19 protein-coding genes, 3 tRNA genes and 1 other RNA gene are annotated in these 21,462 nt (G+C 47.2%); 8 read left to right on the top strand and 15 right to left on the bottom strand.

Annotated elements, in window-relative coordinates:
• Positions 1 to 3 precede the first annotated feature (3 nt).
• The 3 genes from queA to M3080_RS00620 form a co-directional block, all read right to left on the bottom strand.
• On the bottom strand, positions 4 to 1,050 hold the full coding sequence (gene queA, locus M3080_RS00610; RefSeq protein WP_249091463.1) for a tRNA preQ1(34) S-adenosylmethionine ribosyltransferase-isomerase QueA: 1,047 nt from the start codon (positions 1,048 to 1,050) through the stop codon (positions 4 to 6).
• A gap of 690 nt (positions 1,051 to 1,740) precedes the next feature.
• Complete coding sequence (locus M3080_RS00615; protein ID WP_022472783.1) at positions 1,741 to 2,166, bottom strand: peptidase dimerization domain-containing protein; 426 nt, start codon at positions 2,164 to 2,166, stop codon at positions 1,741 to 1,743.
• A 23-nt stretch (positions 2,167 to 2,189) separates the two neighbouring features.
• Positions 2,190 to 3,887: a zinc-binding metallopeptidase family protein gene (locus tag M3080_RS00620; RefSeq protein ID WP_249091464.1), complete on the bottom strand. Its 1,698-nt coding sequence runs from the start codon at positions 3,885 to 3,887 to the stop codon at positions 2,190 to 2,192.
• Positions 3,888 to 4,066: 179 nt separating this feature from the next.
• Between M3080_RS00620 and M3080_RS00625 the strand changes: the two genes are divergently transcribed.
• Together M3080_RS00625 and M3080_RS00630 are read left to right on the top strand one after the other, a co-directional pair.
• A complete protein-coding gene (locus M3080_RS00625; RefSeq protein ID WP_022472785.1) occupies positions 4,067 to 4,423 on the top strand; it encodes a CidA/LrgA family protein in 357 nt (118 codons plus the stop codon).
• A complete protein-coding gene (locus M3080_RS00630) occupies positions 4,413 to 5,141 on the top strand; it encodes an LrgB family protein (protein ID WP_309148118.1) in 729 nt (242 codons plus the stop codon). Before M3080_RS00625 ends, M3080_RS00630 begins: the two co-directional genes overlap by 11 nt.
• 60 nt (positions 5,142 to 5,201) lie before the next feature.
• Here the strand turns inward: M3080_RS00630 and glmM are convergent, their stop codons facing one another.
• Positions 5,202 to 6,536, bottom strand: a complete 1,335-nt coding sequence (gene glmM, locus M3080_RS00635) for a phosphoglucosamine mutase (protein WP_022472787.1) — start codon at positions 6,534 to 6,536, stop codon at positions 5,202 to 5,204.
• Positions 6,537 to 6,540: 4 nt separating this feature from the next.
• Positions 6,541 to 7,326 (bottom strand): dihydropteroate synthase, encoded by a 786-nt coding sequence (folP, locus tag M3080_RS00640; RefSeq protein WP_249091768.1) that lies wholly within the window; start codon positions 7,324 to 7,326, stop codon positions 6,541 to 6,543.
• Between the two features lie 184 nt (positions 7,327 to 7,510).
• On the opposite strand from folP, the gene M3080_RS00645 reads away from it, so the two are divergent.
• From M3080_RS00645 to M3080_RS00655, 3 genes are all read left to right on the top strand, one after another.
• Positions 7,511 to 7,587, top strand: a tRNA-Pro gene (locus tag M3080_RS00645).
• A 19-nt stretch (positions 7,588 to 7,606) separates the two neighbouring features.
• Positions 7,607 to 7,683: transfer RNA gene (locus M3080_RS00650), tRNA-Arg, on the top strand.
• A gap of 11 nt (positions 7,684 to 7,694) precedes the next feature.
• Positions 7,695 to 7,770 (top strand) — tRNA-His (locus M3080_RS00655).
• Between the two features lie 86 nt (positions 7,771 to 7,856).
• On the opposite strand, the gene htpX is transcribed toward M3080_RS00655, so the two are convergent.
• The 3 genes from htpX to infA all read right to left on the bottom strand — a co-directional run bounded on the left by htpX (position 7,857) and on the right by infA (position 10,424).
• The gene (htpX, locus tag M3080_RS00660) at positions 7,857 to 8,750 is read right to left on the bottom strand and encodes a protease HtpX (protein WP_022472789.1); all 894 of its coding nucleotides are present in this window, start codon (positions 8,748 to 8,750) and stop codon (positions 7,857 to 7,859) included.
• Positions 8,751 to 8,894: 144 nt separating this feature from the next.
• Positions 8,895 to 10,049, bottom strand: coding sequence for a lipopolysaccharide assembly protein LapB (gene lapB / locus M3080_RS00665; protein ID WP_022472790.1), 1,155 nt, complete (start codon positions 10,047 to 10,049; stop codon positions 8,895 to 8,897).
• A 105-nt stretch (positions 10,050 to 10,154) separates the two neighbouring features.
• Positions 10,155 to 10,424 (bottom strand): translation initiation factor IF-1, encoded by a 270-nt coding sequence (gene infA, locus M3080_RS00670; RefSeq protein WP_022472791.1) that lies wholly within the window; start codon positions 10,422 to 10,424, stop codon positions 10,155 to 10,157.
• Positions 10,425 to 10,645: 221 nt separating this feature from the next.
• Between infA and ssrA the strand changes: the two genes are divergently transcribed.
• Positions 10,646 to 11,014, top strand: a transfer-messenger RNA (tmRNA) gene (gene ssrA, locus M3080_RS00675).
• A gap of 61 nt (positions 11,015 to 11,075) precedes the next feature.
• A complete protein-coding gene (locus tag M3080_RS00680) occupies positions 11,076 to 11,990 on the top strand; it encodes a radical SAM protein (protein WP_249091466.1) in 915 nt (304 codons plus the stop codon).
• A gap of 57 nt (positions 11,991 to 12,047) precedes the next feature.
• On the opposite strand, the gene queF is transcribed toward M3080_RS00680, so the two are convergent.
• Both queF and brnQ read right to left on the bottom strand, forming a co-directional pair.
• Positions 12,048 to 12,890 (bottom strand): NADPH-dependent 7-cyano-7-deazaguanine reductase QueF, encoded by an 843-nt coding sequence (queF, locus tag M3080_RS00685; RefSeq protein WP_249091467.1) that lies wholly within the window; start codon positions 12,888 to 12,890, stop codon positions 12,048 to 12,050.
• 375 nt (positions 12,891 to 13,265) lie between these two features.
• Positions 13,266 to 14,597 (bottom strand): branched-chain amino acid transport system II carrier protein, encoded by a 1,332-nt coding sequence (brnQ, locus tag M3080_RS00690; RefSeq protein ID WP_249091468.1) that lies wholly within the window; start codon positions 14,595 to 14,597, stop codon positions 13,266 to 13,268.
• A gap of 266 nt (positions 14,598 to 14,863) precedes the next feature.
• Here brnQ and M3080_RS00695 point away from each other — a divergent pair, with 266 nt between their 5' ends.
• Complete coding sequence (locus M3080_RS00695; protein WP_022472795.1) at positions 14,864 to 15,895, top strand: DUF362 domain-containing protein; 1,032 nt, start codon at positions 14,864 to 14,866, stop codon at positions 15,893 to 15,895.
• A gap of 74 nt (positions 15,896 to 15,969) precedes the next feature.
• Here the strand turns inward: M3080_RS00695 and M3080_RS00700 are convergent, their stop codons facing one another.
• The 5 genes from M3080_RS00700 to M3080_RS00720 all read right to left on the bottom strand — a co-directional run bounded on the left by M3080_RS00700 (position 15,970) and on the right by M3080_RS00720 (position 21,447).
• Positions 15,970 to 17,229: a glutamate-5-semialdehyde dehydrogenase gene (locus tag M3080_RS00700; RefSeq protein WP_249091469.1), complete on the bottom strand. Its 1,260-nt coding sequence runs from the start codon at positions 17,227 to 17,229 to the stop codon at positions 15,970 to 15,972.
• Positions 17,230 to 17,240: 11 nt separating this feature from the next.
• Positions 17,241 to 18,374: a glutamate 5-kinase gene (proB, locus tag M3080_RS00705; RefSeq protein ID WP_249091471.1), complete on the bottom strand. Its 1,134-nt coding sequence runs from the start codon at positions 18,372 to 18,374 to the stop codon at positions 17,241 to 17,243.
• Positions 18,375 to 18,483: 109 nt separating this feature from the next.
• A complete protein-coding gene (locus M3080_RS00710) occupies positions 18,484 to 19,650 on the bottom strand; it encodes an amidohydrolase (protein WP_022472798.1) in 1,167 nt (388 codons plus the stop codon).
• Positions 19,651 to 19,707: 57 nt separating this feature from the next.
• Positions 19,708 to 20,895, bottom strand: coding sequence for a hypothetical protein (locus tag M3080_RS00715; RefSeq protein ID WP_249091473.1), 1,188 nt, complete (start codon positions 20,893 to 20,895; stop codon positions 19,708 to 19,710).
• A gap of 258 nt (positions 20,896 to 21,153) precedes the next feature.
• Complete coding sequence (locus M3080_RS00720; RefSeq protein WP_249091769.1) at positions 21,154 to 21,447, bottom strand: integration host factor subunit beta; 294 nt, start codon at positions 21,445 to 21,447, stop codon at positions 21,154 to 21,156.
• Positions 21,448 to 21,462 lie beyond the last annotated feature (15 nt).

The following is a 21,462-nucleotide window of genomic DNA, read 5'->3' on the forward strand; positions in this document are numbered from 1 at the left end:
GATTTACTCCGGTTTCTTCTCCAACAACATTGCGTCACCGTAACTGAAGAATCGGTAATGTTCTTTGATTGCATATTGGTATGCAGAGTCAATTCGATCCTTACCGGCCAATGCAGAAACAAGCATCAACAAAGTTGATTTCGGTAAATGGAAATTGGTAATCAGCGCGTCAATGATTTTGAACTCATACCCAGGCTTAATAAAAAGTCGGGTATCCCGAGCGCCGGCTTGAAGAACACCTTTTTGCACCGCGGCGCTTTCAAGTGCTCTTAAACTGGTTGTTCCCACCGAAACAACCCGCCTGCCTTCCTTTTTAGCCTGATTGACGGCTTTTGCTGTCTCCTCGCTAATGGTGTACCACTCCGAGTGCATTACGTGCTCTGAGAGCTTTTCAACGCGAACGGGTTGAAAGGTTCCTGCCCCGACATGCAGAGTCACAAAAACAATTTGAATCCCTTTTTTCTTAAGCGCCTCGATAACCTCTTCGGTAAAGTGAAGACCGGCAGTAGGAGCGGCGACAGCCCCAGGCGTTTTCGCATAAACCGTTTGATAACGCTGCTCATCGCTTTTATCGGCGGCGTGCTCAATGTAGGGAGGAAGAGGGACTTTTCCAAAAAAGTCCAACACCTCCAAAACAGGACGCTCAAAACGAAGCGCAAAAAACTCACCTTCTCGCCCCGTTACCTCAACTCGTTCTTCTTTGCCTTCTGCTTCAAATACCAAATAGGTACCGGCTTTGGGGCTTTTGCTTGCGCGGGCCATCGCGATAGCGGTGTTTTCTCCGGTGATTCTCTCGATAAGAACCTCAACGGCGCCACCCGTTTCTTTCTTCCCAAGCAAGCGGGCCTTAATGACTTTGGTGTTATTCATCACCAACAAGTCATCCGGTCGAAGTAAATTAACGATGTCCCTGAAATGCCAATCTTCCAAACGATCGGGCATAACGTGCAAAAGACGGCTAGCAGAACGATCTTTCAAAGGGAATTGAGCAATGCGATCTTGAGGGAGATCGAAATCAAAATCAGATAGTAATAATTCGTGTTCAGACATGGCTTTACCGGCCAAAAAAATTAAAAGAACTCGTATCTTACCGAATTTTTCGCACTTTGTTTTCCTTTCTCAAAAGTCCTCGAACAGAGACATTAGAAAATAAGGAAAATTCTTCAAAAACACTTGCAATTGAGAATCATTATCATTAATATACACATTACAAACCTTTTTACTGAATCGTAAGCTTCACGCAAGATTTCTGCGATAAAGTTCGACTCAAGTAAGAAGTTTTGAGCGATCTTCTGAACAACGAGGGCCAAAAAGGGGTGGTAACTCAAGTTTGGAAGAATCTCTCCCAGCTCAATGAGCGTTTATTTGTGTCTCCTTAACGAAAAACGTTCAAGTCCTAAAGACTTCTTTGGTCCAAACAAAAGCCGGCGTTCTCGCCGGCTTTTGTTTTTCCTCGCCGCCAATCAAATCGTTCCCAACAGTGTCAGAACTCCACCAATACTCAAAAGCGTAAAACAAACTGAAAAAACTGTTTGCGCCATCAAATCCGCCAACCATAAATATTTTTTCATTTTTATCTCCGTATCATTTTTTGATACGAATGTTATTTATTATTTAAATATATTAATCAATTAACATTATTTAAATTTATTGATCTATATTAATTAGTAGCTCATTTTTTGATTCTTTTTAAGTATAAAAATGCCGCCCACCAAAGGGCGGCAAAGACTTCAAAGATAATTACTTAATGGTGTAGCGAACTTCTGCCGGAACGCCACCGGTCAATTGACCGGGTTTGACAGAACGGAAAGCATTTTCCGCATCCACGCCTTTCTTCACGGCCGCTTCCACTTTTTGCTTAAGTTGAGCCATTTCCTTCTCATCCTTAGCATTCAGAGAAACTTTGAAATGACCGTCAGCGGCAATGGCGTTAACAGAGACGCCACCGGAAAAACCGGACACCACGCACTGTTTTTGAGACGGAATTGCTTTTTCAATTTCCATGATGGCACGAGCACCCGCATGCACGGCATTCGTATTGCCGTATGCGCCATTACTGTGACCACCGGGGCCTTGAATATCCACCGTCAGCACACTCGAAACATCGGCCATTGCCACCGAAGCGGCAAAAGAACCCAGCAAAGCAACAATTAATTTTCCTTTCATAATGTTCTCCCGATGTTCCCTCATTAATACATCTCTTCAGTCGTACGAGCACCGATCGGATCGGCCGTAGGTTTAACCACATCACCCGTACTTGTGTGATAACCGGCAGCCGTCAAACCCATCAAAATCATACGGAAGATGCGCTTGCCTTCATCCTGAGCATTACCCGGAATACCCCATTCATTAAACGTATGTCCGCCGCCGCTTGCTGCAACCGTATGAACATTAAAGTTCACCGTCGGCACGCCAACTGCTGCCGGAACGTTATCGTTTAAGCTCGAAGCATTGGTCTTGAGTTCCTTAATCTTGTCAATACCAACGGTTTGAGCGGTTTGCCAATAAATCTGAGTAGCGATGTCGTTGAAATTCTTGCGTTGGTGAGCCGGACGGTCGCCAAACCACACCAATTCCATCTTCACAGCCTTCTTGTCTCCGCTCTTGAGACCGTATTTGGCATTTTCTTCATCCAAGGCAGCCTTAAATGTCGGTTCAATCTGAGCACGAATAGCACTTAACGGTCCTTGCGTCGGCGAACGCATATCCACCATCAACGTGCAGGAACGAGAGCGCTCACCGGCAGCGGCGGCATCACAGCTTGCAAGACCCACCGTATAGGTTGTTCTTTCAGCCTTTTTATCCAAATCCCAAGGTGACTTCACGTCGGCAATCTTGGCAATTGACCGAGTCATCGCCATCAAAGCGCTCGGAGCTTCGGCGCCGCCTTGCTTATAGCCTGCCGGTTCCGTGTATTTCACTTCGAAACGATAACTGCCTAAGTAGTTGAGCGTGCCGGAACCCGGACGTGTCGAGTCGGCACCGAAATTGGCCACAAAGTTCAAGGCGTTATTGCCCTTGCCTGTATCTTGGTTATAACCGTAGAGTTGCTTCATACCGCAAAGATTGCCCTTGCCTTCTTCACCGGTTGTACCGCAAACCCAAATATCGTAGACGGGCTTGATGTTGTACTTTTTCATCATGATGGCGGCGGTCATCACACCGGTCGTGTTACCCATGGCATCGGCAAAACCCGGAACATAAATACGATAGCCGCCCTTCTTTTGAGCATCTTCTAGGCTGGCATAACGTTTGTAGGCCTTCTTGTAATTTTCGTCCTGAATAATCTTGCCGTTCTTATCGAAATGCAATTCATCTTTAATCGCCGCTAATGCTTCAGGCGTAGAAACAATTGCTTCTGAAGCCTTTTGCAATTTCACCGGCATATACGGATTGCTCTTCGGAGGCAACTTGGCCGGATTCACGGTATCCGTATGGCCTTCAAGCAACACCTTCGGGAATTGGCCCTTATAGCTTTGAGCTCCTTTTTCTTGAGAATAAGTACCCGGGATTCGCACACAGACGTTGTAGACCGGCAATCCGTCTACTTTTTGAATACCTGCGCCCTTAATGATGCCTTCGGGCGTTGTCATGATGTCTTTTTTATCAAATCCCCACTCTTCAACCATTCGGCGAGCCAACTCTTCTGCACGACGCATTTCAGAACGCGATGGTGAAGCAATACGGGCCACTTCCATATGCGTATTGAAGCGGAACTGCGCGTTTTCGTCACTCGTGAGTTCCGTAAGCATCTTTTGCATCACCGGATCTTTATAAATCGTTTCAGTAGCGTTTTTCACATCGGAGCTCACCTGTGGCACCACGGCGTACGCAACACCAGCAGCCAATGCAAGTCCGACGGCAAATGCACAACGAGTTTTTCGCATAGACAACCTCCATTCGGCAATAGACTTTGATCAAACCGATCAAAATTATTCTCGTCCTCTCCTTTCCGTATTGGAATCAGGATAAACCAGACTATTTTTAAGCATTTGTAAGCAACTTTTCATAGATTTTTTTCTTTGATAGTGACAAAATTCGACCTCCCATTTTCTGGTCTGTTTTTATGTTAATTTCTATCGCCTTATTCCTAATGTTGCAGTTAATCGGCGAAGCTCTATCCTATGGATTCGGCTGGCCCATACCTGGACCTGTACTCGGCATGATTTTTCTGCTCATTGGTTTTCTAATCAAAGATGATTTGATTGAGCGGGTTCGTTTGACCGCCTCTGTACTCCTGGCGCATTTGGCTCTTTTGTTTGTGCCCGCCGGAGTAGGAATTGTCAGACACTGGGATCGAATTTCCTCTGAATGGGTTGCCATTGCAGCCATTTTGGTCATCGGTACTGCCATCACCATGGTTGTAACCGCTCTTGCCATTCAATGGAGCGCCAAATTGCTGGGAGTTGATGATGACGATTGACTTACTTTGGCAACATCTCGCCCAAAACCCCGTCCTCTGGCTCTGTCTAACACTGGTGGCTTATCAGATTGGCATTTGGGTCTACCAAAAAAGCGGTTACATCACGCTGCTTTCACCTTTTGTAATCGCAGTAGCTATTTTGTTGGGGATTTTATTTTCCACCGATACCCACTACGAAACATTCTTTGCCGGCGCCCAATTTGTTCATTTCCTTTTGGGACCGGCTACTGTTGCGCTTGCCGTTCCACTGTTTGATCAACGCCGCCGACTTGCCAAGCTTTGGGCTCCACTTTTAATCGGGGTAGTTGTTGGCTGCATTACCGGTGTTGTGTCAACTGTTTTGCTGGGAGTTCTTTTTGACGCTTCTTTTGAGAGCATTATGTCCATGGCTCCTAAGAGCGTGACCACGCCGATTGCTATGGGGATTTCCGAAAAAATGGGAGGCATCGCTGAATTTACTGCCGGCATCGTGGTGTTAACAGGTATTGTCGGCTCATTATTAGCCTCACCTCTTTTTAAGCTCTTTCGTATTAAAAAAGATTACGTAAAAGGCTTCTCATTGGGCGTATCCGCTCACGGAATGGGCACTTCCAGAGCCTTTCAGATCAGCGACAAGGCAGGCGCATTCTCTGGGCTAGCGATGGGATTGGCAGGCATCATCACTGCTTTTGCAGCCCCTATGATCGCTCCGCCTCTTTTGAATTGGTTGATGAACTGATCCTCTGACAAAGGGCCGCAAAACGCGGCCCTTTCATAGTAAGGAAACTTGCAATTTCAATCAAAGCGTATCAGCGATGGATTGTGCCAGTGTTTGAGCTAACGCCTTATCATCGGCTTCGACCATCACTCGCAAAAGCGGCTCTGTTCCCGACGGCCGAATCAAAACACGTCCGCGACCACTGAGTTTTTCTTCGGCCTTAGCTACCGCCTCTTTCATGGGTTGATGGGATTTCCAATCAAACCCCTTTTCGATTCGTTTATTGATCAATACCTGCGGCAAAAGCTTCAGATCTTCTGTCAACTCTGCAAGAGTCTTTCCTTGACGTTTCATGGCCGCCAAAATCTGCAGGCTGCTGACAATCCCATCACCTGTTGTCTGACAATCCAAGACCAACAGATGACCGGATGTTTCTCCGCCGAAAAGCCAACCATCTCGCGCTTTCAACTGTTCCAGAACGTAACGGTCACCGACCTTTGCACGAACAAAATCAACTCCCAACTCTGCGAAACGCTTCTCGAGTGCGTAGTTTGTCATTAACGTGCCAACAACACCCAACACTTTTTCATGCATCATGCGGTCACGAACCATCACATAAAGCAGTTCGTCTCCGTTGTATACATGACCGTTGGCATCGGCCATGATTAAACGATCCGCATCACCATCCAAAGCGATACCGACATCACAGCCACGTTCGAATACTTTCTTTGATAGGGATTCCGTGTGCGTTGCGCCAACGCCATCGTTGATATTAAAGCCATCCGGGCTATCACCCACCGTAAAGACATCTGCCCCCAACTCATGGTAAACCGCAGGCGCCACATGGTAGGCGGCACCGTTTGCGCAATCCACTAAAATGCGCAACCCTTTTAAATTGACTGTGCTGTCAATCGTGGATTTACAAAATTCGATGTATCGACCCGAAGCATCTTCAAGCCGCCAAGCCTTACCCAGTTCTCGGCTGTCCACACAGGAAAAGCCCTTGTCCAACTCTTCTTCGATTTCCAATTCCACTTCATCAGGAAGTTTTGTCCCCGACTCAGAAAAGAATTTAATACCGTTGTCATGGTAAGGGTTGTGGCTGGCGCTGATCACCACCCCGGCATCAGCCCTTTGAGCACGGGTCAAATAGGCAATCGCAGGGGTCGGAATCGGACCGCACAACACCACGTCAACGCCTGCACTTGAGAACCCGGCTTGAAGCGCGGCTTCCAACATGTACCCAGAAACACGCGTATCTTTGCCGATCACAACGCGAACATGACGACGACCATCAATACGACGTCTCAGAACGCGACCGGCCGCCTGTCCTAACTTCATCACAAAATCCGGCGTGATAGGCGTTTCACCGACACGACCTCTCACACCGTCGGTACCAAAATACTTACGAGTCATAACATCAATCCTTATGGCTTTGATTTTCTGTCATAAGCCAAATTTTAAACGCATCACGCGTTGCTGCCACATCGTGAACCCTAACGATGGAAGCACCGCGCTGCGCAGCCAATAAAGCGCCGGTTACCGATCCTACCAATCGGTCATGCACACCTCGCCCGGTCACAGCGCCTATGCTGGATTTTCGGGATAGGCCGACCAAAATGGGGTAAGGAAGACGAGCAAAATAATTCGTATGAGCCAATAACTCAAAATTTTGCTCTACTGTTTTCCCAAAGCCGAAACCGTAGTCCAAACAAATTCTTTCCCGAGCAATTCCGGCCTTTTCTGCCCGTAGAGCCTGTTGAATTAGAAATTGCTCGACCTCTTCAATCAAATGACGATAGTTAGGGTTATTTTGCATAGTCGCCGGTGCCCCTTGCATATGCATCAAACAGACACCTGCATCAGTCTCTGCCACCGCCTCCAAAGCTCCGGGCTCCTGCAGTGCACGAATATCATTAATGATGTGTGCCCCTGCCTTGATTGCCTCCTTCATCACCACGGCTTTACTGGTATCCACAGAAATAATGGCTCCGCTTTTTGCCAGTTCTTGCACAACAGGCATAACCCGATCCAGTTCCTCTGCCTCACTAACAGGGGCCGCACCAGGCCTTGTCGATTCACCGCCGATATCAAGGATATCAGCCCCTTCACGTAAGAGCGCCAACCCGTGAGCCACCGCCTGTTTTTCCGTAGCGTAGTTTCCGCCATCGGAAAATGAATCAGGCGTTACATTGACAATTCCCATAATTAGGGGAACTTTTGTATCTAATTCATGCCCTGCGCATAACCATTTCACAACATCTGCTCCTTCTGACTGAATCCAATTTTGGTTCGTGGATTGTAGCAATTTGGATTTTCTTGATTCAAAAATGCTCTTTACTATTGCGTTTCATTATTTTTTCCTGCATAATGCTGATTCGCACTTGAGGCGGGGCGTAGCGCAGTCCGGTAGCGCGCCTGCTTTGGGAGCAGGATGTCGGGGGTTCGAATCCCTTCGCCCCGACCACGTTTCGACAGTTGTCGAGCCGCCCGTAGCTCAGCTGGATAGAGCATCGGCCTTCTAAGCCGAGGGTCACAGGTTCGAATCCTGTCGGGCGGGCCAAAAGTTTGATGGTGGGAATAGCTCAGTTGGTAGAGTCCCGGATTGTGATTCCGGTTGTCGTGGGTTCGAGTCCCATTTCCCACCCCATCAACTTCTTCCCCTTTTTTAATTCCCAAGCTTAAAAAACAAAAGGCCCACCGTTTTGGCAGGCCTTGGGCTTTCTTATACTTAAATCAGTTTTGAAGTTCACGAAGCGCTTTGATGCGTGCTTCAATCGGCGGGTGCGTTGCAAACAAAGAACCCATTCCTCCGCTGATACCAAAACCCTTCACATTGCCCGGCAACTCAGAGGTTTGCATTCCGCCTAAACGAGCCAAAGCGTTAATCATAGGAGCGGGAGAGCCTAGCGCTTGAGCGGCACCGGCATCGGCCCTGTATTCGCGGTAGCGCGAGAAAGCGGCCACCAACATCGAGCCCAAAAGTCCCAAAACCATATCCAACACAAGGCTTGTAATGTAGTAGCCTGCGCCCGGCGCATCACTTTCATTGCGCAAAATGCCACGATCAACAATGTTGCCAATTACTCGAGAAAGGAACACAACAAACGTGTTAATGACGCCTTGCATCAAGGTCATCGTAACCATGTCACCATTGGCCACGTGGCTCATTTCGTGTCCTAAAACAGCTTCGACCTCTTCTTTGTTCATACTGGCCAACAATCCGTCGGACACGGCAACCAGGGAATTATTCTTCGAAGGACCGGTTGCAAATGCATTGGGTTCTCCGTGATAAAGGCCGACCTCGGGCATCGCCACGCCCTTAATTTTGGCAAGCTTAGCGACCGTTTCAACCAACCAGCGTTCTACTTCATTGCGAGGATGATCAACATCAATCAGCTGGACTCCCATCGAATTTTTGGCAATCGTCTTACTCATCAACAAACTGATGATTGAGCCCGAAAAACCGATAATTGCAGCAAAAATCAAAAGTGAAACATAATTCTGACCGGCACCCGCAATTTGTGAGAAGTCCACACCAAAGAACCAGCTCACCAGGTTCAGGATGATGGACAACATCACCAAAATAGCCAAGTTGGTCAAGATGAACAAACCGATTCGTTTAAACATTGAATTTCCCTAGAAATAAAGGCATTACATGAAAGTGAAGTGTACGCAATGTTGCCCGAAAGAGTGTGACGAGAAGCCTTTAAAAATGTAAATAATTACAAAAAAGTCCGAAGATTTGATTTTGTACCTTCGGACTTCTTTTTCTTAACTTTCTTCTTCCCGCTTGGGAGAGTAGCTGCCCCAAGAAGAACAACCCGGGCAAAGCCATTGGAAACCTTTAGCCTTAAAGCCGCAATGAGAGCAGCGATAGCGTCCGGGTCTGCTCACGTAAGGCTTTAACAATGAGATTAATAATTGAAGCTCCGAGTCTTGCGGATGATCTTTTAAGCGAAGCTCTGCAAGCTTCTCATACGTCCACAATGTCGGGTGACGAACAAGCTCCTCTTTGAGGAACTTTTGAGCCGCCTGCTCCCCTTCACTTTTAACAATTAAGTCCAAGGCAATCGAAAGAGTTTCCACGCTGGAGTGATCTTCCAGAGCGCGATGGACCAAATTCATAGCCTGCTCGTGTTGGCCAGACGCTTCATAGGCTTGAGCCATCGGCACCATGACCAAGGGTAAATAATCGGGCGAAACCGTTTCCACCTTTGACCAGTGTAAAAGCGCCGTTTGAGGATCATTGTTTAACATGGCCAAGTTACCCAGCATGATGAGAGCACGAACACTATGGCGATCAACTTGCAGAGCCTTTTGTAACGCTTCACGGGCCTGATCGTACTGCTTGGCGCGCATAGCTAGCGCAGCAAGCTCACAATGGAAATGCCCCATCTCCACTTGATGGTTTTCACCGGCTTGCTTTTCCAACGTATTGGCAACATCAATTGCCTTTTCCCACTCTTTTTCGGTGCAATAAATCTTCAAAAGTGCACGCAACGCATCCAAATGGTATTCGGGTTCTTTTAAAAGACGTTGGAAACTGTCTTCGGCACGATCGTAAATCCCCGCTTTAAGATAATCATTGCCTAACTCAAATAAAGCTAATGAACGTTCGTGTTCCGGCAAATCTTCCCGATTGAGCAAGTGATTATGGATACGGACAGCACGATCGAACTCGCCTCGGCGGCTAAATAAATTGCCTAATGCATGATGCAATTCAATGGTTTCAGGATCTAATCGGACCACTTCAATGAACGCATCAATGGCCTTATCGGGCTGATCGTTCAACAGCAGATTGATTCCTTTGTAATAGGTTGCGGGTTCATGTTCTTTCTCGCGTTGTCGTTGGTCTAGACCCCTAAACCACCAACCCGCAACAAACAAGACGGGCACAACGATCAGATACCAAAGCTCGAATTCCATAATGTGCGATCAGGTAAAGAAGTTGTATTGCGATGATTGTACACGCAAACAAAGGACGCCCGAATCCCTCAGGCGTCCTTAGCAATACAACAAACTGTTGGAGTATTAACGGCGGCGATTATTAGCGCCAGCGGCAGGCGCTGCAGCCGGGCGACCTTCAATGTGACGGAACGTGATGCGTCCCTTTGTTAAATCATAAGGGGACAGTTCCAAAGAGACTTTATCACCGGCCAAAATACGAATGTGGTGCTTACGCATTTTTCCGTTCGTGTAAGCAACCAGTTCATGGCCATTATCAAGCTTTACGCGGTAGCGAGCGTCGGGCAAAACTTCAAGCACCACACCGCTCATTTCAATTAGATCTTCTTTTGCCATAATTCCTTGCGCCGTTTAAGTCGGCACGATTTATTAAAAATAAAAACGATAAATCGTTTGAAACACTTTGTTATCAAACAAAAGTGAAGCGCATTGTAATGCAAAAATGAGATGATCGCAGTAATTTGATGAGTATTTTTTCAGAAAAAACAAATGGTTCAGCGTAGATTCAGCATTTTTTCTAAAAATCATCCATAATTAGCAGTCCGACAAGTTCACATGGGGGCGACCTGGTTTCGACAGGGGTCACGAAGTGGCTTGGTGCATGTCAAGGTCCAGTCACCTTGTAAATCCGCTGGAAACAAAATAAACGCCAACAATAAGCGTTTCGCTCTCGCCGCCTAATTAAGGCGAGGACCACACCGGTTTGCCTCTAGACCGGGCCGGTTCGCCGGCAGTGGTTTCATATCATACAGGCTGGACATCCCTGAGGACACTGTGGGGGTGTTGAGATTTTAAAGTGTCTGGTTTCGTCAGAGCCGGCTAAAGGGCGCGAAGCGAAATAAGATTTTTTAAATGTTTTAGCTAAACATGTAGATCCAGCTGTGGACGATTTCTGGACGCGGGTTCAATTCCCGCCGCCTCCACCATGTGCTCCTGCCTTAACAGTTAAATATTTCAACGACATCCGTCTTCCGGCTTTCTACCAATATGATCTGCAACCTTTGTCCGCGTCACTGCAACACAGATCGCTCCACACCCGAAGGCTTAAAGCGTAGTATTTGTCGAGCAAGCGACGATATTGAAGTTGCCCTCGTCAGTTTGCATGCATGGGAAGAGCCGATTCTTGAAGCCAAAAAAGGCGCTGGAACAATCTTTTTTTCACACTGCAATCTGCGTTGCTGCTTTTGTCAAAACTACGAAATTAGTGCAAAAGGCAATGGAATCAAAATTTCGACCCAACGTCTAGCAGACATCTTCCTTGAAGAAGCCGAGCGCGGGGCATCCTGTATTGAACTCGTCACACCAGGTCACTATACGCGGCAAATCCGAGAAGCTTTACTATCGGCAAAAGAGCGCGGTTTAACACTGCCTATTGTTTACAACTCCAACGCCTATGAACTGCCCGAGACTCTACGAATGCTCTCGGGACTCATTGACATCTTTCTTCCGGATCTTAAATATTTTGACAATCGCCTCGGTGAGAAATATTCGGGAGTTTCAAAATACTTTGACTATGCCTCTGAGGCAATCCGTGCAATGTTCGAAATGACGGGACCGGCAGAGCTTGACGGTTCCGGACAACTTCGACGTGGGCTTATCATTCGGCATCTTGTCTTGCCTTGGCAATGGCGCGACAGTTGCCGTTGTTTAGACTGGATTCATGAAACTTTTAGCGACCAAGTGTATGTTTCGATTATGAATCAATACATGCCGCTCTTTAAAGCCTGCAGACATCCGGAAATCAACCGTCCGCTGACAACACTGGAATATCAAAAAGTTGTGCGTCATGCGAGAAACATTGGTATCACCAAGGGTTTTATACAAGTGGGGCGCACGGATAGTGCCAAATTTATTCCGCACTTCGACGGAGATCACGTTCTTTCTGATAAAACCGACAAGTAACTTCTTGACTGACAGCAAGAAATCAATCAAGTTGCAGGCGCTCCACACCTTAAACCCTCATTGACGCATTTCGCGAATAACCTCGTCCGGCTGCTCTCGAACCGATGAACGAAACGGATTGATATCTATCCCTCCGCGTCGGGTAAAGCATGCGTACACTTCGAGTAATTCTGGCTGAAAAACTGTGCGCATATCGTGATAAATCTGCTCAACACACTGCTCGTGAAACCCCTTATGGCATCGATACGACACGAGATACTTTAAAAGACCCTCTGGGCTAATAGCGCGTCCCTTATAGTTAATCATGACACTGGCCAAATCCGGCTGACCGGTCACCGGACACAAAGAACGAAAAACGGTTGTCGAGAAAGTTTTTTGAATTATTTCACTTGAGTGCGGATCAAACTCAAGAAGTCCCGGTTCTGTTTCATAGGTTGAAATTTCACCGCCCGCAGGAAGCGTTAAATGGTCAAGGGATAGCCCGGGCATCGTTTTCACCTGTCCCGGATAATTCTGAATGCTGAAAAGCTTTACCTTAACCGTGCCTCCTAAGCGAAGCGACAGATCATCAGACATGCGGTTTGCCACTTCCTCTTGGCTACCCATCTGCGTCATAGCGAATGAGCCGGCATACAGTTTTAACGATTTCGATTCAACAATTGAATGAGTCGAGGCCGGCACAAACAACTCAGCCACCGCCGTTTGCGGCACGCCTTGGCTGTTTAACCATGACAGTTCATATAAACGCCAGATATCTACCCCTTTGAAATGATGGTCTCCGATTGCATCACGCCCTAGAGCGCGAGAAATCGGCTGCAACAAGCCAGGGTTATATTGATCACTATAGACTGTATCCTTACCTAGCAGAGTATTTTTAGGTTCCGGCATCAAAATCGACATGTGAAACCTCGAGAAAATAGTAAATAGAGGGATTATAGAGGTTCTAATTCAAACCCATTTCAATAAACGTTCTTCATGAGTCTAGATCTTTTCAAATACGTTTGCTTGGTTAAAAGTCTAAAGAGAATCAACCAAGACAATCGAAAATTAAATTCATGAAATGCGACTATGAAAACGCACGAGCTGCGCATGTTAGCCCGCGGAGACCTCGCTGAGGTTGATCGGGTTTAAGCGAATCTGCGCACGGAGAAAATTTATGACGCAAATCGGCAATATTTCTTTGGAATTAGGGCCAGGCCACACATGTTTGATAGGCTCTTTGCCTATCAAACATGGTTTTCAGGCCAAGACAATAAGACTTACGGAGGTATTTGTTTAGCTATTGTTAGCCGGCACAAATTTCATCCACAACAGACCCAAAATGTATCCGACCAATGCGAACCAAATCCAACTCAATCCCAATGTATGCATCGGCAAGTAAGTGGTTAAAACATTTTCCAATGCTTCAAACTTGATGTTGGCGGTTTCCATACCGTTGATCAAAGCCATAATGAATGTAAAGCCAACGGTGAAAGCATAAACACATTGTCTGCCGTTAAAGAACTTGTCAGTAAACAAAAGCACAATCAACACAACAGCCAACGGGTAAATAAACATCAGCACCGGAACCGTTGAGGTAATGATGGTTTCAAGACCGAACATCCCAACCAAAAACGACACGATTGAGAAAATGGTCACCCAATAGAGGTAAGTAAAGCGACCCGTTAACTTCAAGAAATAGGCTGCGCAGCAAGTAATCAACCCGATGGCCGTTGACCAACAAGCCAAAAGCACAATGACAGCCAAAATAATGGCACCTGCGTTACCAAAAAGGATTTTGGCAGACTCAGCCAACACCGGAGCACCGGTCGTTTGCATGCCGATTGCCGGAACACTTTCTGCTCCAATCTTGGCGATAAAAATATAAATGAAAGCCAACAGAGCAACAGCCACAATACCGGACTTATAAACCTGCTTGGTGATCTCTGCACGATCGGTCAAACCGCAGTCCTCGCGAACAACGTTAATCACAAGAGTTGCGAAAACAAAAGCGGCGATCGCATCTAACGTGTTGTAGCCATCCAAAACACCCTGAACAGCAGCAATCACAGGCGTTGCATAGGCCTTCGTCGGAGCTTGCGGTTCTCCTAAAGGAGAAACAAATGACTGCACAATCAACAAAACGATCGTCAGCACTAATGCAGGGGTCAAAAGTTTACCGATGCGGTCAACCAACTTTTGAGGCGTGGCCGACAACCAGAAAGAAATCAAGAAAAACACCGCCAAGAAAATAGGCAAACCTAACTCGATGCTTTCTTTATCCAAGAAGGGACTGACGGCGATCTCGAAAGCGACCGTTCCAGTACGCGGAATAGCAAAGCAAGGACCAATCGCTAAATACGCCACAATCGTGAAAAACAGCCCATAGAGCGGATGAGCGCGCCCGGCTGCTTCCTGCAAATCATTGCAACCGGAATAACCCATAGCCATCACGCTCAAAAGCGGCATTCCCACACCGGTAATACAAAAACCGATTAAGGCGTACCAAACATTAACGCCGGCGTTCTGACCCATGGAAGCCGGAAAAATCAAGTTACCGGCACCAAAGAAAAGGGCAAACAGCATCAAACCGATCGGGATGTACCTTGTAGCGACTTTCTTATCCATATTTTTTCTCTTTTTATAAAAATATTTTTTATTTTATGGATGAAGAATCATTTGCTCATAAGTGAGATAGATTAGAAAAGCTAATTCTTTAGAGCAATATAAGTTAATTCGTTTAGGTGGTTACAACTATTTTTCAGAAAAATTAAAAAGATGGAGTCAACACAAACAGTAGAAGCAGGCAAATTTATAAACGATTTTAGGCAAAGGACCGTGAATGTGAATTGATAAAATTTTTCCAATGAATCCTTGACTGATGAGGGGTTGTTATGTCTGAATTTAAATGTTCCCGCAGTGCCTTTTTAAAAACAATGGGGGGCGTTATGACGAGCGCTGTTTTAAGTTCGCTTGCCAATGCCGCAACTATGCAAACGCAAGCACCGGTTGTCGGAAGTAAAAAAGTTACTTCTGACTTTAAAGGCGAAAAGGCCAAAGTGTTCTTTACTCGCCACATCGATGCCGACCATCTTAAAAAACTGTACGCCTTGATCAACGACGAAGTAAAAGGCAAGGTCGCTATCAAATTACACACCGGCGAACGCAACGGTCCGAATATTTTGCCCCGTGATATGGTGAAGGCGTTCCAACAAAGTATTCCCAACAGCAACATTGTAGAAACCAACACGCTTTACATCGGCGATCGGGACACCACGGAGAAGCATCGTAAAACCTTGGAAGTCAATGGCTGGACTTTCTGCCCGGTTGACATCATGGATGAAGACGGCACCGTCATGCTTCCTGTGAAAGGCGGCAAGCACTTTAAAGAAGTCTCCATGGGTAAAAATATCGTCAATTACGACTCTATGGTCGTTCTTACCCACTTTAAGGGTCACGCCATGGGCGGCTTCGGCGGCTCCATGAAAAACATCGCCATCGGATGTGCTGACGGCAAAATCGGTAAAGCCCAAGTTCACGCCGTAAAAGATATCAATGCTCCTTGGGATGAATGGCCTGCTAAGGAACACCTAATGGAAACAATGGCTGAATCGGCCAAAGCGGTGTGTGACCATTTTGGCAAACACATTGTTTTTATCAATGTTATGCGCCGCATGTCTGTGGATTGCGACTGCGCGGGACTCAGTGCCGCAGAACCTACCATTCCTGATATTGGCATGGTTGCCTCCACGGATATTTTGGCGATCGACCAGGCGTGTGTGGACTTGGTTTATTCGTTAGGCAAAGATAAAAACCACGATCTTGTCGAACGCATTGAATCACGCCACGGTTTGCGTCAGTTGTCTTACATGCACGAACTCGGCATGGGTAAGGCTAACTATGAGCTCGTCGACATTGATCTCTAACGTTTAGCCTTATTTGAAAACGGGGAAATGCTTTTGAGCACTTCCCCGTTTGTTTGAATGAAAGCAACCGGCGTTTAACCCCTGATTTGTCCGTTACCTGTCACCAAGTACTTATAGGACGTTAATTCAGGCAAAGCCATCGGACCTCTGGCGTGAAGCTTTTGGGTGCTGATGCCGATTTCCGCGCCAAAGCCGAACTCAAAGCCATCGGTGAAACGAGTTGAAGCATTAACATAAACAACGGCCGCATCCACTTCCGCTTGAAAGCGTCGGGCATTTTCCATATTGCGCGTGACGATACATTCCGAGTGACGGGTACTGTATCGGGCAATATGAGCCAAAGCCTCATCCAAGTCACGGACGATTTTTACAGATAAGCGCAAATCACCGTACTCTGTTGCCCAATCCTCTTCTGTGGCGGCTTGAATTCGGGAGTCAAACTTTTGAGTCTGCTCGCAACCGAAAATCGTCACGCCCGCACTGAAATAATCCTTCAACATTTGGGGTAAAAACGCATCAGCTACTTTTTCGTGCACAAGCAGTGTTTCCATGGCATTGCAAACCGATGGTCTTTGTACTTTTGCATTAAAAGCAATCCGGCGGGCCATATCGCAATCGGCAGACTCATCAACGAAAGTGTGGCACACCCCAGCACCGGTCTCAATAACGGGCACTGTCGCGTTTTGAACAACGGCTTGAATCAGACGGGCGCTACCTCTGGGTATGACGACATCAACTAAACCGTTCATGCGGATTAAATCGGTTACCGCCTGACGATCTGTCACGTCAATAAACTGAATAGCGCCTTGCGGCACCCCCTCTTTTTGAGCGGCCTCTGAAAGAATAGAGGCGATGGCCTGATTAGAATGAAGCGCTTCGCTTCCTCCCTTGAGCACAACCGTGTTACCCGATTTCAGGCACAAGCCAATGGCATCAGACGTAACATTCGGTCTCGCTTCGTAAATAATGCCGACAACCCCAATAGGCACGCGCACTTTGGTCAAACTTAACCCGTTGGCTAGCGTGGAACCTCCAATCACCTCTCCGATCGGATCTTTGAGCTGAGCAACCTGCCGTAAACCTTCAGCCATTGACTCAATGCGTGCGGGCGTCAAGCGAAGACGATCCTGCATGGATTCCCGCATACCGTTGGTCTTTGCGTTGAGCATATCCTTTTCATTAGCTTCAAGAATCTCGTCGCAATGACTCAAAAGCGCGGCAGCCATGGCAAGCAGGGCTTTATTTTTCTGTCCGCTGCGAAGCGTTCCCATCCTGACAGCCGCATCGTGAGCCGCCTGAGCTTTTTGACGAACCAATACTTCTGTCGTGCTCATAGATAGGTCTCCTAATTCAAAATGACCAAATCATCTCGATGAATCACTTCATCAAAAGCTTTGTGTCCCACTAAACTTTCAATTTCTGCACTTTGGCAGCCAATAATTTTTTGAAGTTCTTCAGAAGAATAGTGACACAAACCGCGGGCGATTTCACGTCCTTCTTTATTTTTAACGCTCACGGTATTACCGGCTTCAAAGTTGCCTTCTGCGGCCACAATACCAACGGGCAGGATGCTGCAGCCTCCCGCTTTTTTAATGGCTTTTTCACAGCCTTCATCCACCGTCACGCTTCCCATAATGCGGGCTCCGAACGCCAGCCAGCGTTTACGGAACTGCAAGCGATTTTCCCGGGAAACAAAAAGCGTACCAACCTCTTCGCCTTCGAGTATGCGGCTGATGGCATCTTTTTGTGAACCGGAAGCAATGATCAAATTAATGCCTGATGTCGTGGCATTTTTTGCAGCCTGAATTTTTGTAAACATGCCACCGGTGCCAACGCAGGTGCCGGCGCCTCCGGCGCTCGCTTCAATCTCCGGCGTAATCTCTTCAACCCGAGAGACCAATCGGGCGTCGGGATGCGTCTGCGGATTGGCTGTATAAAGGCCATCCACATCGGACAAAATGATGACCAAATCCGCATCAACAATACTTGCTACCAAAGCGCTCATATTGTCGTTATCACCGATTTTTAATTCATCCAGTGCGACGACGTCATTTTCATTGACGATTGGAATGACGCGGCGTTTTAGCAACTCCATAAATGTATTTCGGGCATTGGTATAACGGTGGCGGTCAATTGTCTCCATGCGGGTCAAAAGCACCTGAGCGACCACTTGTCCGTATTCAGCAAAGATTTTTTCATAGGTGTGCATCAAAATGCCTTGACCCACAGCGGCCGCTGCCTGCTTACCCGGAATCGTTTTCGGCTTTTCCGGCAACCCCAAACGATCAACACCAACGGCCACCGCGCCTGACGTGACCAAAATCATTTCCTTACCTTGATTTTGCCAGTCAGCCAATTCACGAGCCAATTTATCAATGCGGGCAAAATCACATTTACCGTTGGCGTGTGTAATGGTGCTACTGCCCACTTTCACCACGATGCGTTTGGCGTCTTTCAAATCTTTGCGTTCAACTAACATCTTTTGCTTTATTTAGATCAATGGAAATTTTTATTATACGTGCCGCAGACACAAAAGCCCCGACCATCAGGCCGAGGCTTTCGAGTCTAATCAGTTTGTCAACGTTTTCTTAGTTATTAAGAAAGTCATAGGCCACTTGCACGTGAGTCATCGCTCCGTTAATTAGAGCATCTTCGTCCACTTTGTAGCAGCCAGAGTGTTGAGAATGAACAGCATCACAAGCGGGATTGCCGACACCAAACAAAGCCATCACACCCGGCACTTTTTGCTGATAGTAGGCGAAGTCTTCTCCGCCCATCGTAATCGGATAGTCGCAGAAGAAATCGTCACCCAAAATTTTCTTGGCGCTAGCTCGAACGGACTGAGCCAATTTGACATCGTTGATCGTGGGTGGCACCAATTCCTCATATGTCAACGTTGCTTTACCGCGCATGGCCTTTGCCGTTTCTTCCACAACTCGCTTCATGGCTTCGGGGAATTGAGCGCGCACTTCGTTGCTGAAGCAACGTGTGGTTCCGGTTAATTTCGCTGAACCGGAAACAACATTCCAACGGGTACCGCCTTCAATCGTACCCACAGTCAAAACCGCCGTTTCAACCGGAGAAATTTCACGGCTTACAACCGTTTGCAGGTTTTGAACAATGGCTGCGCTCATCACAATGGCATCTGCGCACAAATGCGGTGTTGCACCGTGACCGCCCTTGCCTTCAATGTTGACTTCAAAGCGATCACCCGAAGCCATCGTGGCGCCTTCACGAACGGAAATTTTTCCACTCGGAAGATCAGACCAGACGTGCATACCAAACGCTGCGTCCACGCCATCGAGCGCACCTTCTTCAATCATTGAGCAGGCGCCTTTACCGATTTCTTCGGCAGGTTGGAAAGCACAAACTACGGTGCCTGCCAATTCATCTTTGATGTCATTGAGCATCAAAGCAGCTGTAAGCAGCATGGAGATATGGCAGTCGTGACCGCAGGCGTGCATCACACCGGGATTTTTACTGGCAAATTCATAGCCGGTTTCTTCATTGACGGTTAATGCGTCAATGTCACCACGAAGCAAAATGGTCTTACCGGGTTTAGCCCCCTTAATCGTGGCAAGCGTTCCCGTCTTCATGCCACATTCACGCCATTGAATACCATGCTTATCCAACTCTTCACGAATATGCTTGGCGGTACCGAACTCCTGTCCGCTTACTTCAGGATAAGCGTGAAACCAACGACGTTGTTCAATGAGATAATCGTGGTATTTCTTACCAAGTGCTTGAATATCCATTTTTTCATCCTTTCAAAATGAACCAAGGCGCCAGCAAGCGCCTTGGTGACAAGTAAATTAGAACAGATTCACAAAGAAGCCGGCCAAGATCACGGAAGTAATGGTCACAGTGACAAAACCGCCAATGATCATCGAGGGGAACATCTTGCTCATCAAGAACTCATGTTCTTCAGGCGTCTTAGCCATCGCCTTACAGGTCGATTCCGTAATGATGGCATTAAACGGGAAGCCATAGAGCGCGGTCAAACAATTGCAGAAACTCAACGGGAAGGAGAGCTTCATAACTTTGGCAGCAACCCAAGCGAAAACAGCCATCCCGAAGACGCCAACCACAATCAAACCAACCATCGGCAAAATAATAGAGGTCAACATTTCAGGCGTGCAATCCTTAAGTCCTTCGAAGACGAACATTGTCAAGGCGAACATCAAAATGTTAAAGGAATTGCAACGGTGCAAAATATCGGTTTCCAAAAAGCCTAAAGAGCAGAAAACCACACCAAAGATCAAAGCCCACACAGCGCCGCTAATACCGGTGAAGCCACCCACCATCATGGATAACCATGCCACCATGCCAATCTTGGTGAGCATCACAATCGGGCTATTTAATGAATCAGGCAATGCCAAAGGACCACGACGTTCGCTTGAAGGCAAAGAGGTCACATTCTTTGCGGCAGAAAGCTCGTCTTTGGTAACGCGTTCACCCGAACGATACTCTTGTAAGAGCTTGGCGCCTTCAGCCTTCATGAAAATAGCGGTCAAAGGATAACCGGCAAAACCCTGAACACAGTACATCGTAATGGCAAACACAGCCGCAGACGTTAAACCGTGTTCAGTGGCCGCTTGCTGCATAATCGTTGCGGCGACAATACCACCGGTGAGCGGCGGAAGACCGGCCACAATGTAAGCCCAATCCATAAAGAGCGGGCACAAAAGCAAGGCAAAAATACACATACCCGCCAAGCCCACAAGACACATCACCACTGTTTTCCATTGTTCCATCAAGGTTTTCAGGCTGATGACCGTGCCCATGTGAACAATCAACAAGTAAATACCCAACGTGGCGCCAAAGGGCGTCAGGAATGAATCTTTAACCAAATCATGGGGAATGACGGTCCAATAGCCCACCAACAACAAGCAGGCTGAAACGAATACCGATGGAATCCACGCTTTGGTCCAAGTGGAAACAAGTTCACCGATGATCACGATGAAACCACAAATACAGAATGCAGCTAAAAAGTTATACATAAGAGACTCTTTCAATAGTCAACCAATAGATGAGGCATCTGTCATGAAACGACACCTTCGTTTCATTATATGTAAGCGCCTTTGCCTTTATTGACGGGCTTTCTAGTGGAATTAACCTAGTTATGAAGGTTTCCTAAGCATGATCACTTAGGAAAAAATCTGAATGGAGGAAAAAAAGAATTGCCAATGCATATGGAAAGAGGATTCCGAAAAACTCCGGAATCCTCTATCTGAACTTAGGTTGACGTAGAGAAACGTTTAAGCTTCTTGCACAGCGCCGTCCACTCGCAAACGCATCTCTTTGCCCGCTTTAAAGTGCGGCACGTATTTTGCCGGCACCACCACGCTCTCTCCGCTCTTGGGATTGCGTCCCAAACGTTCAGGGCGATAGTTCAGGCAAAAACTGCCGAAACCGCGGATCTCAATGCGGCTGCCCGTGGCCATAGCCAAAGTCATCGCATCAAGGACCGCCTTAACGGATTCGTCAACATCACGCGCTGTCAACCGCGCGTTTTTATTTGCGAGCCGTTCAATCAGCTCGGATTTCGTCATGGCATCCACCATGCT

This window comes from Parasutterella secunda (genome assembly GCF_023336895.1).
GTDB lineage: Bacteria > Pseudomonadota > Gammaproteobacteria > Burkholderiales > Burkholderiaceae_F > Aphodousia > Aphodousia faecalis.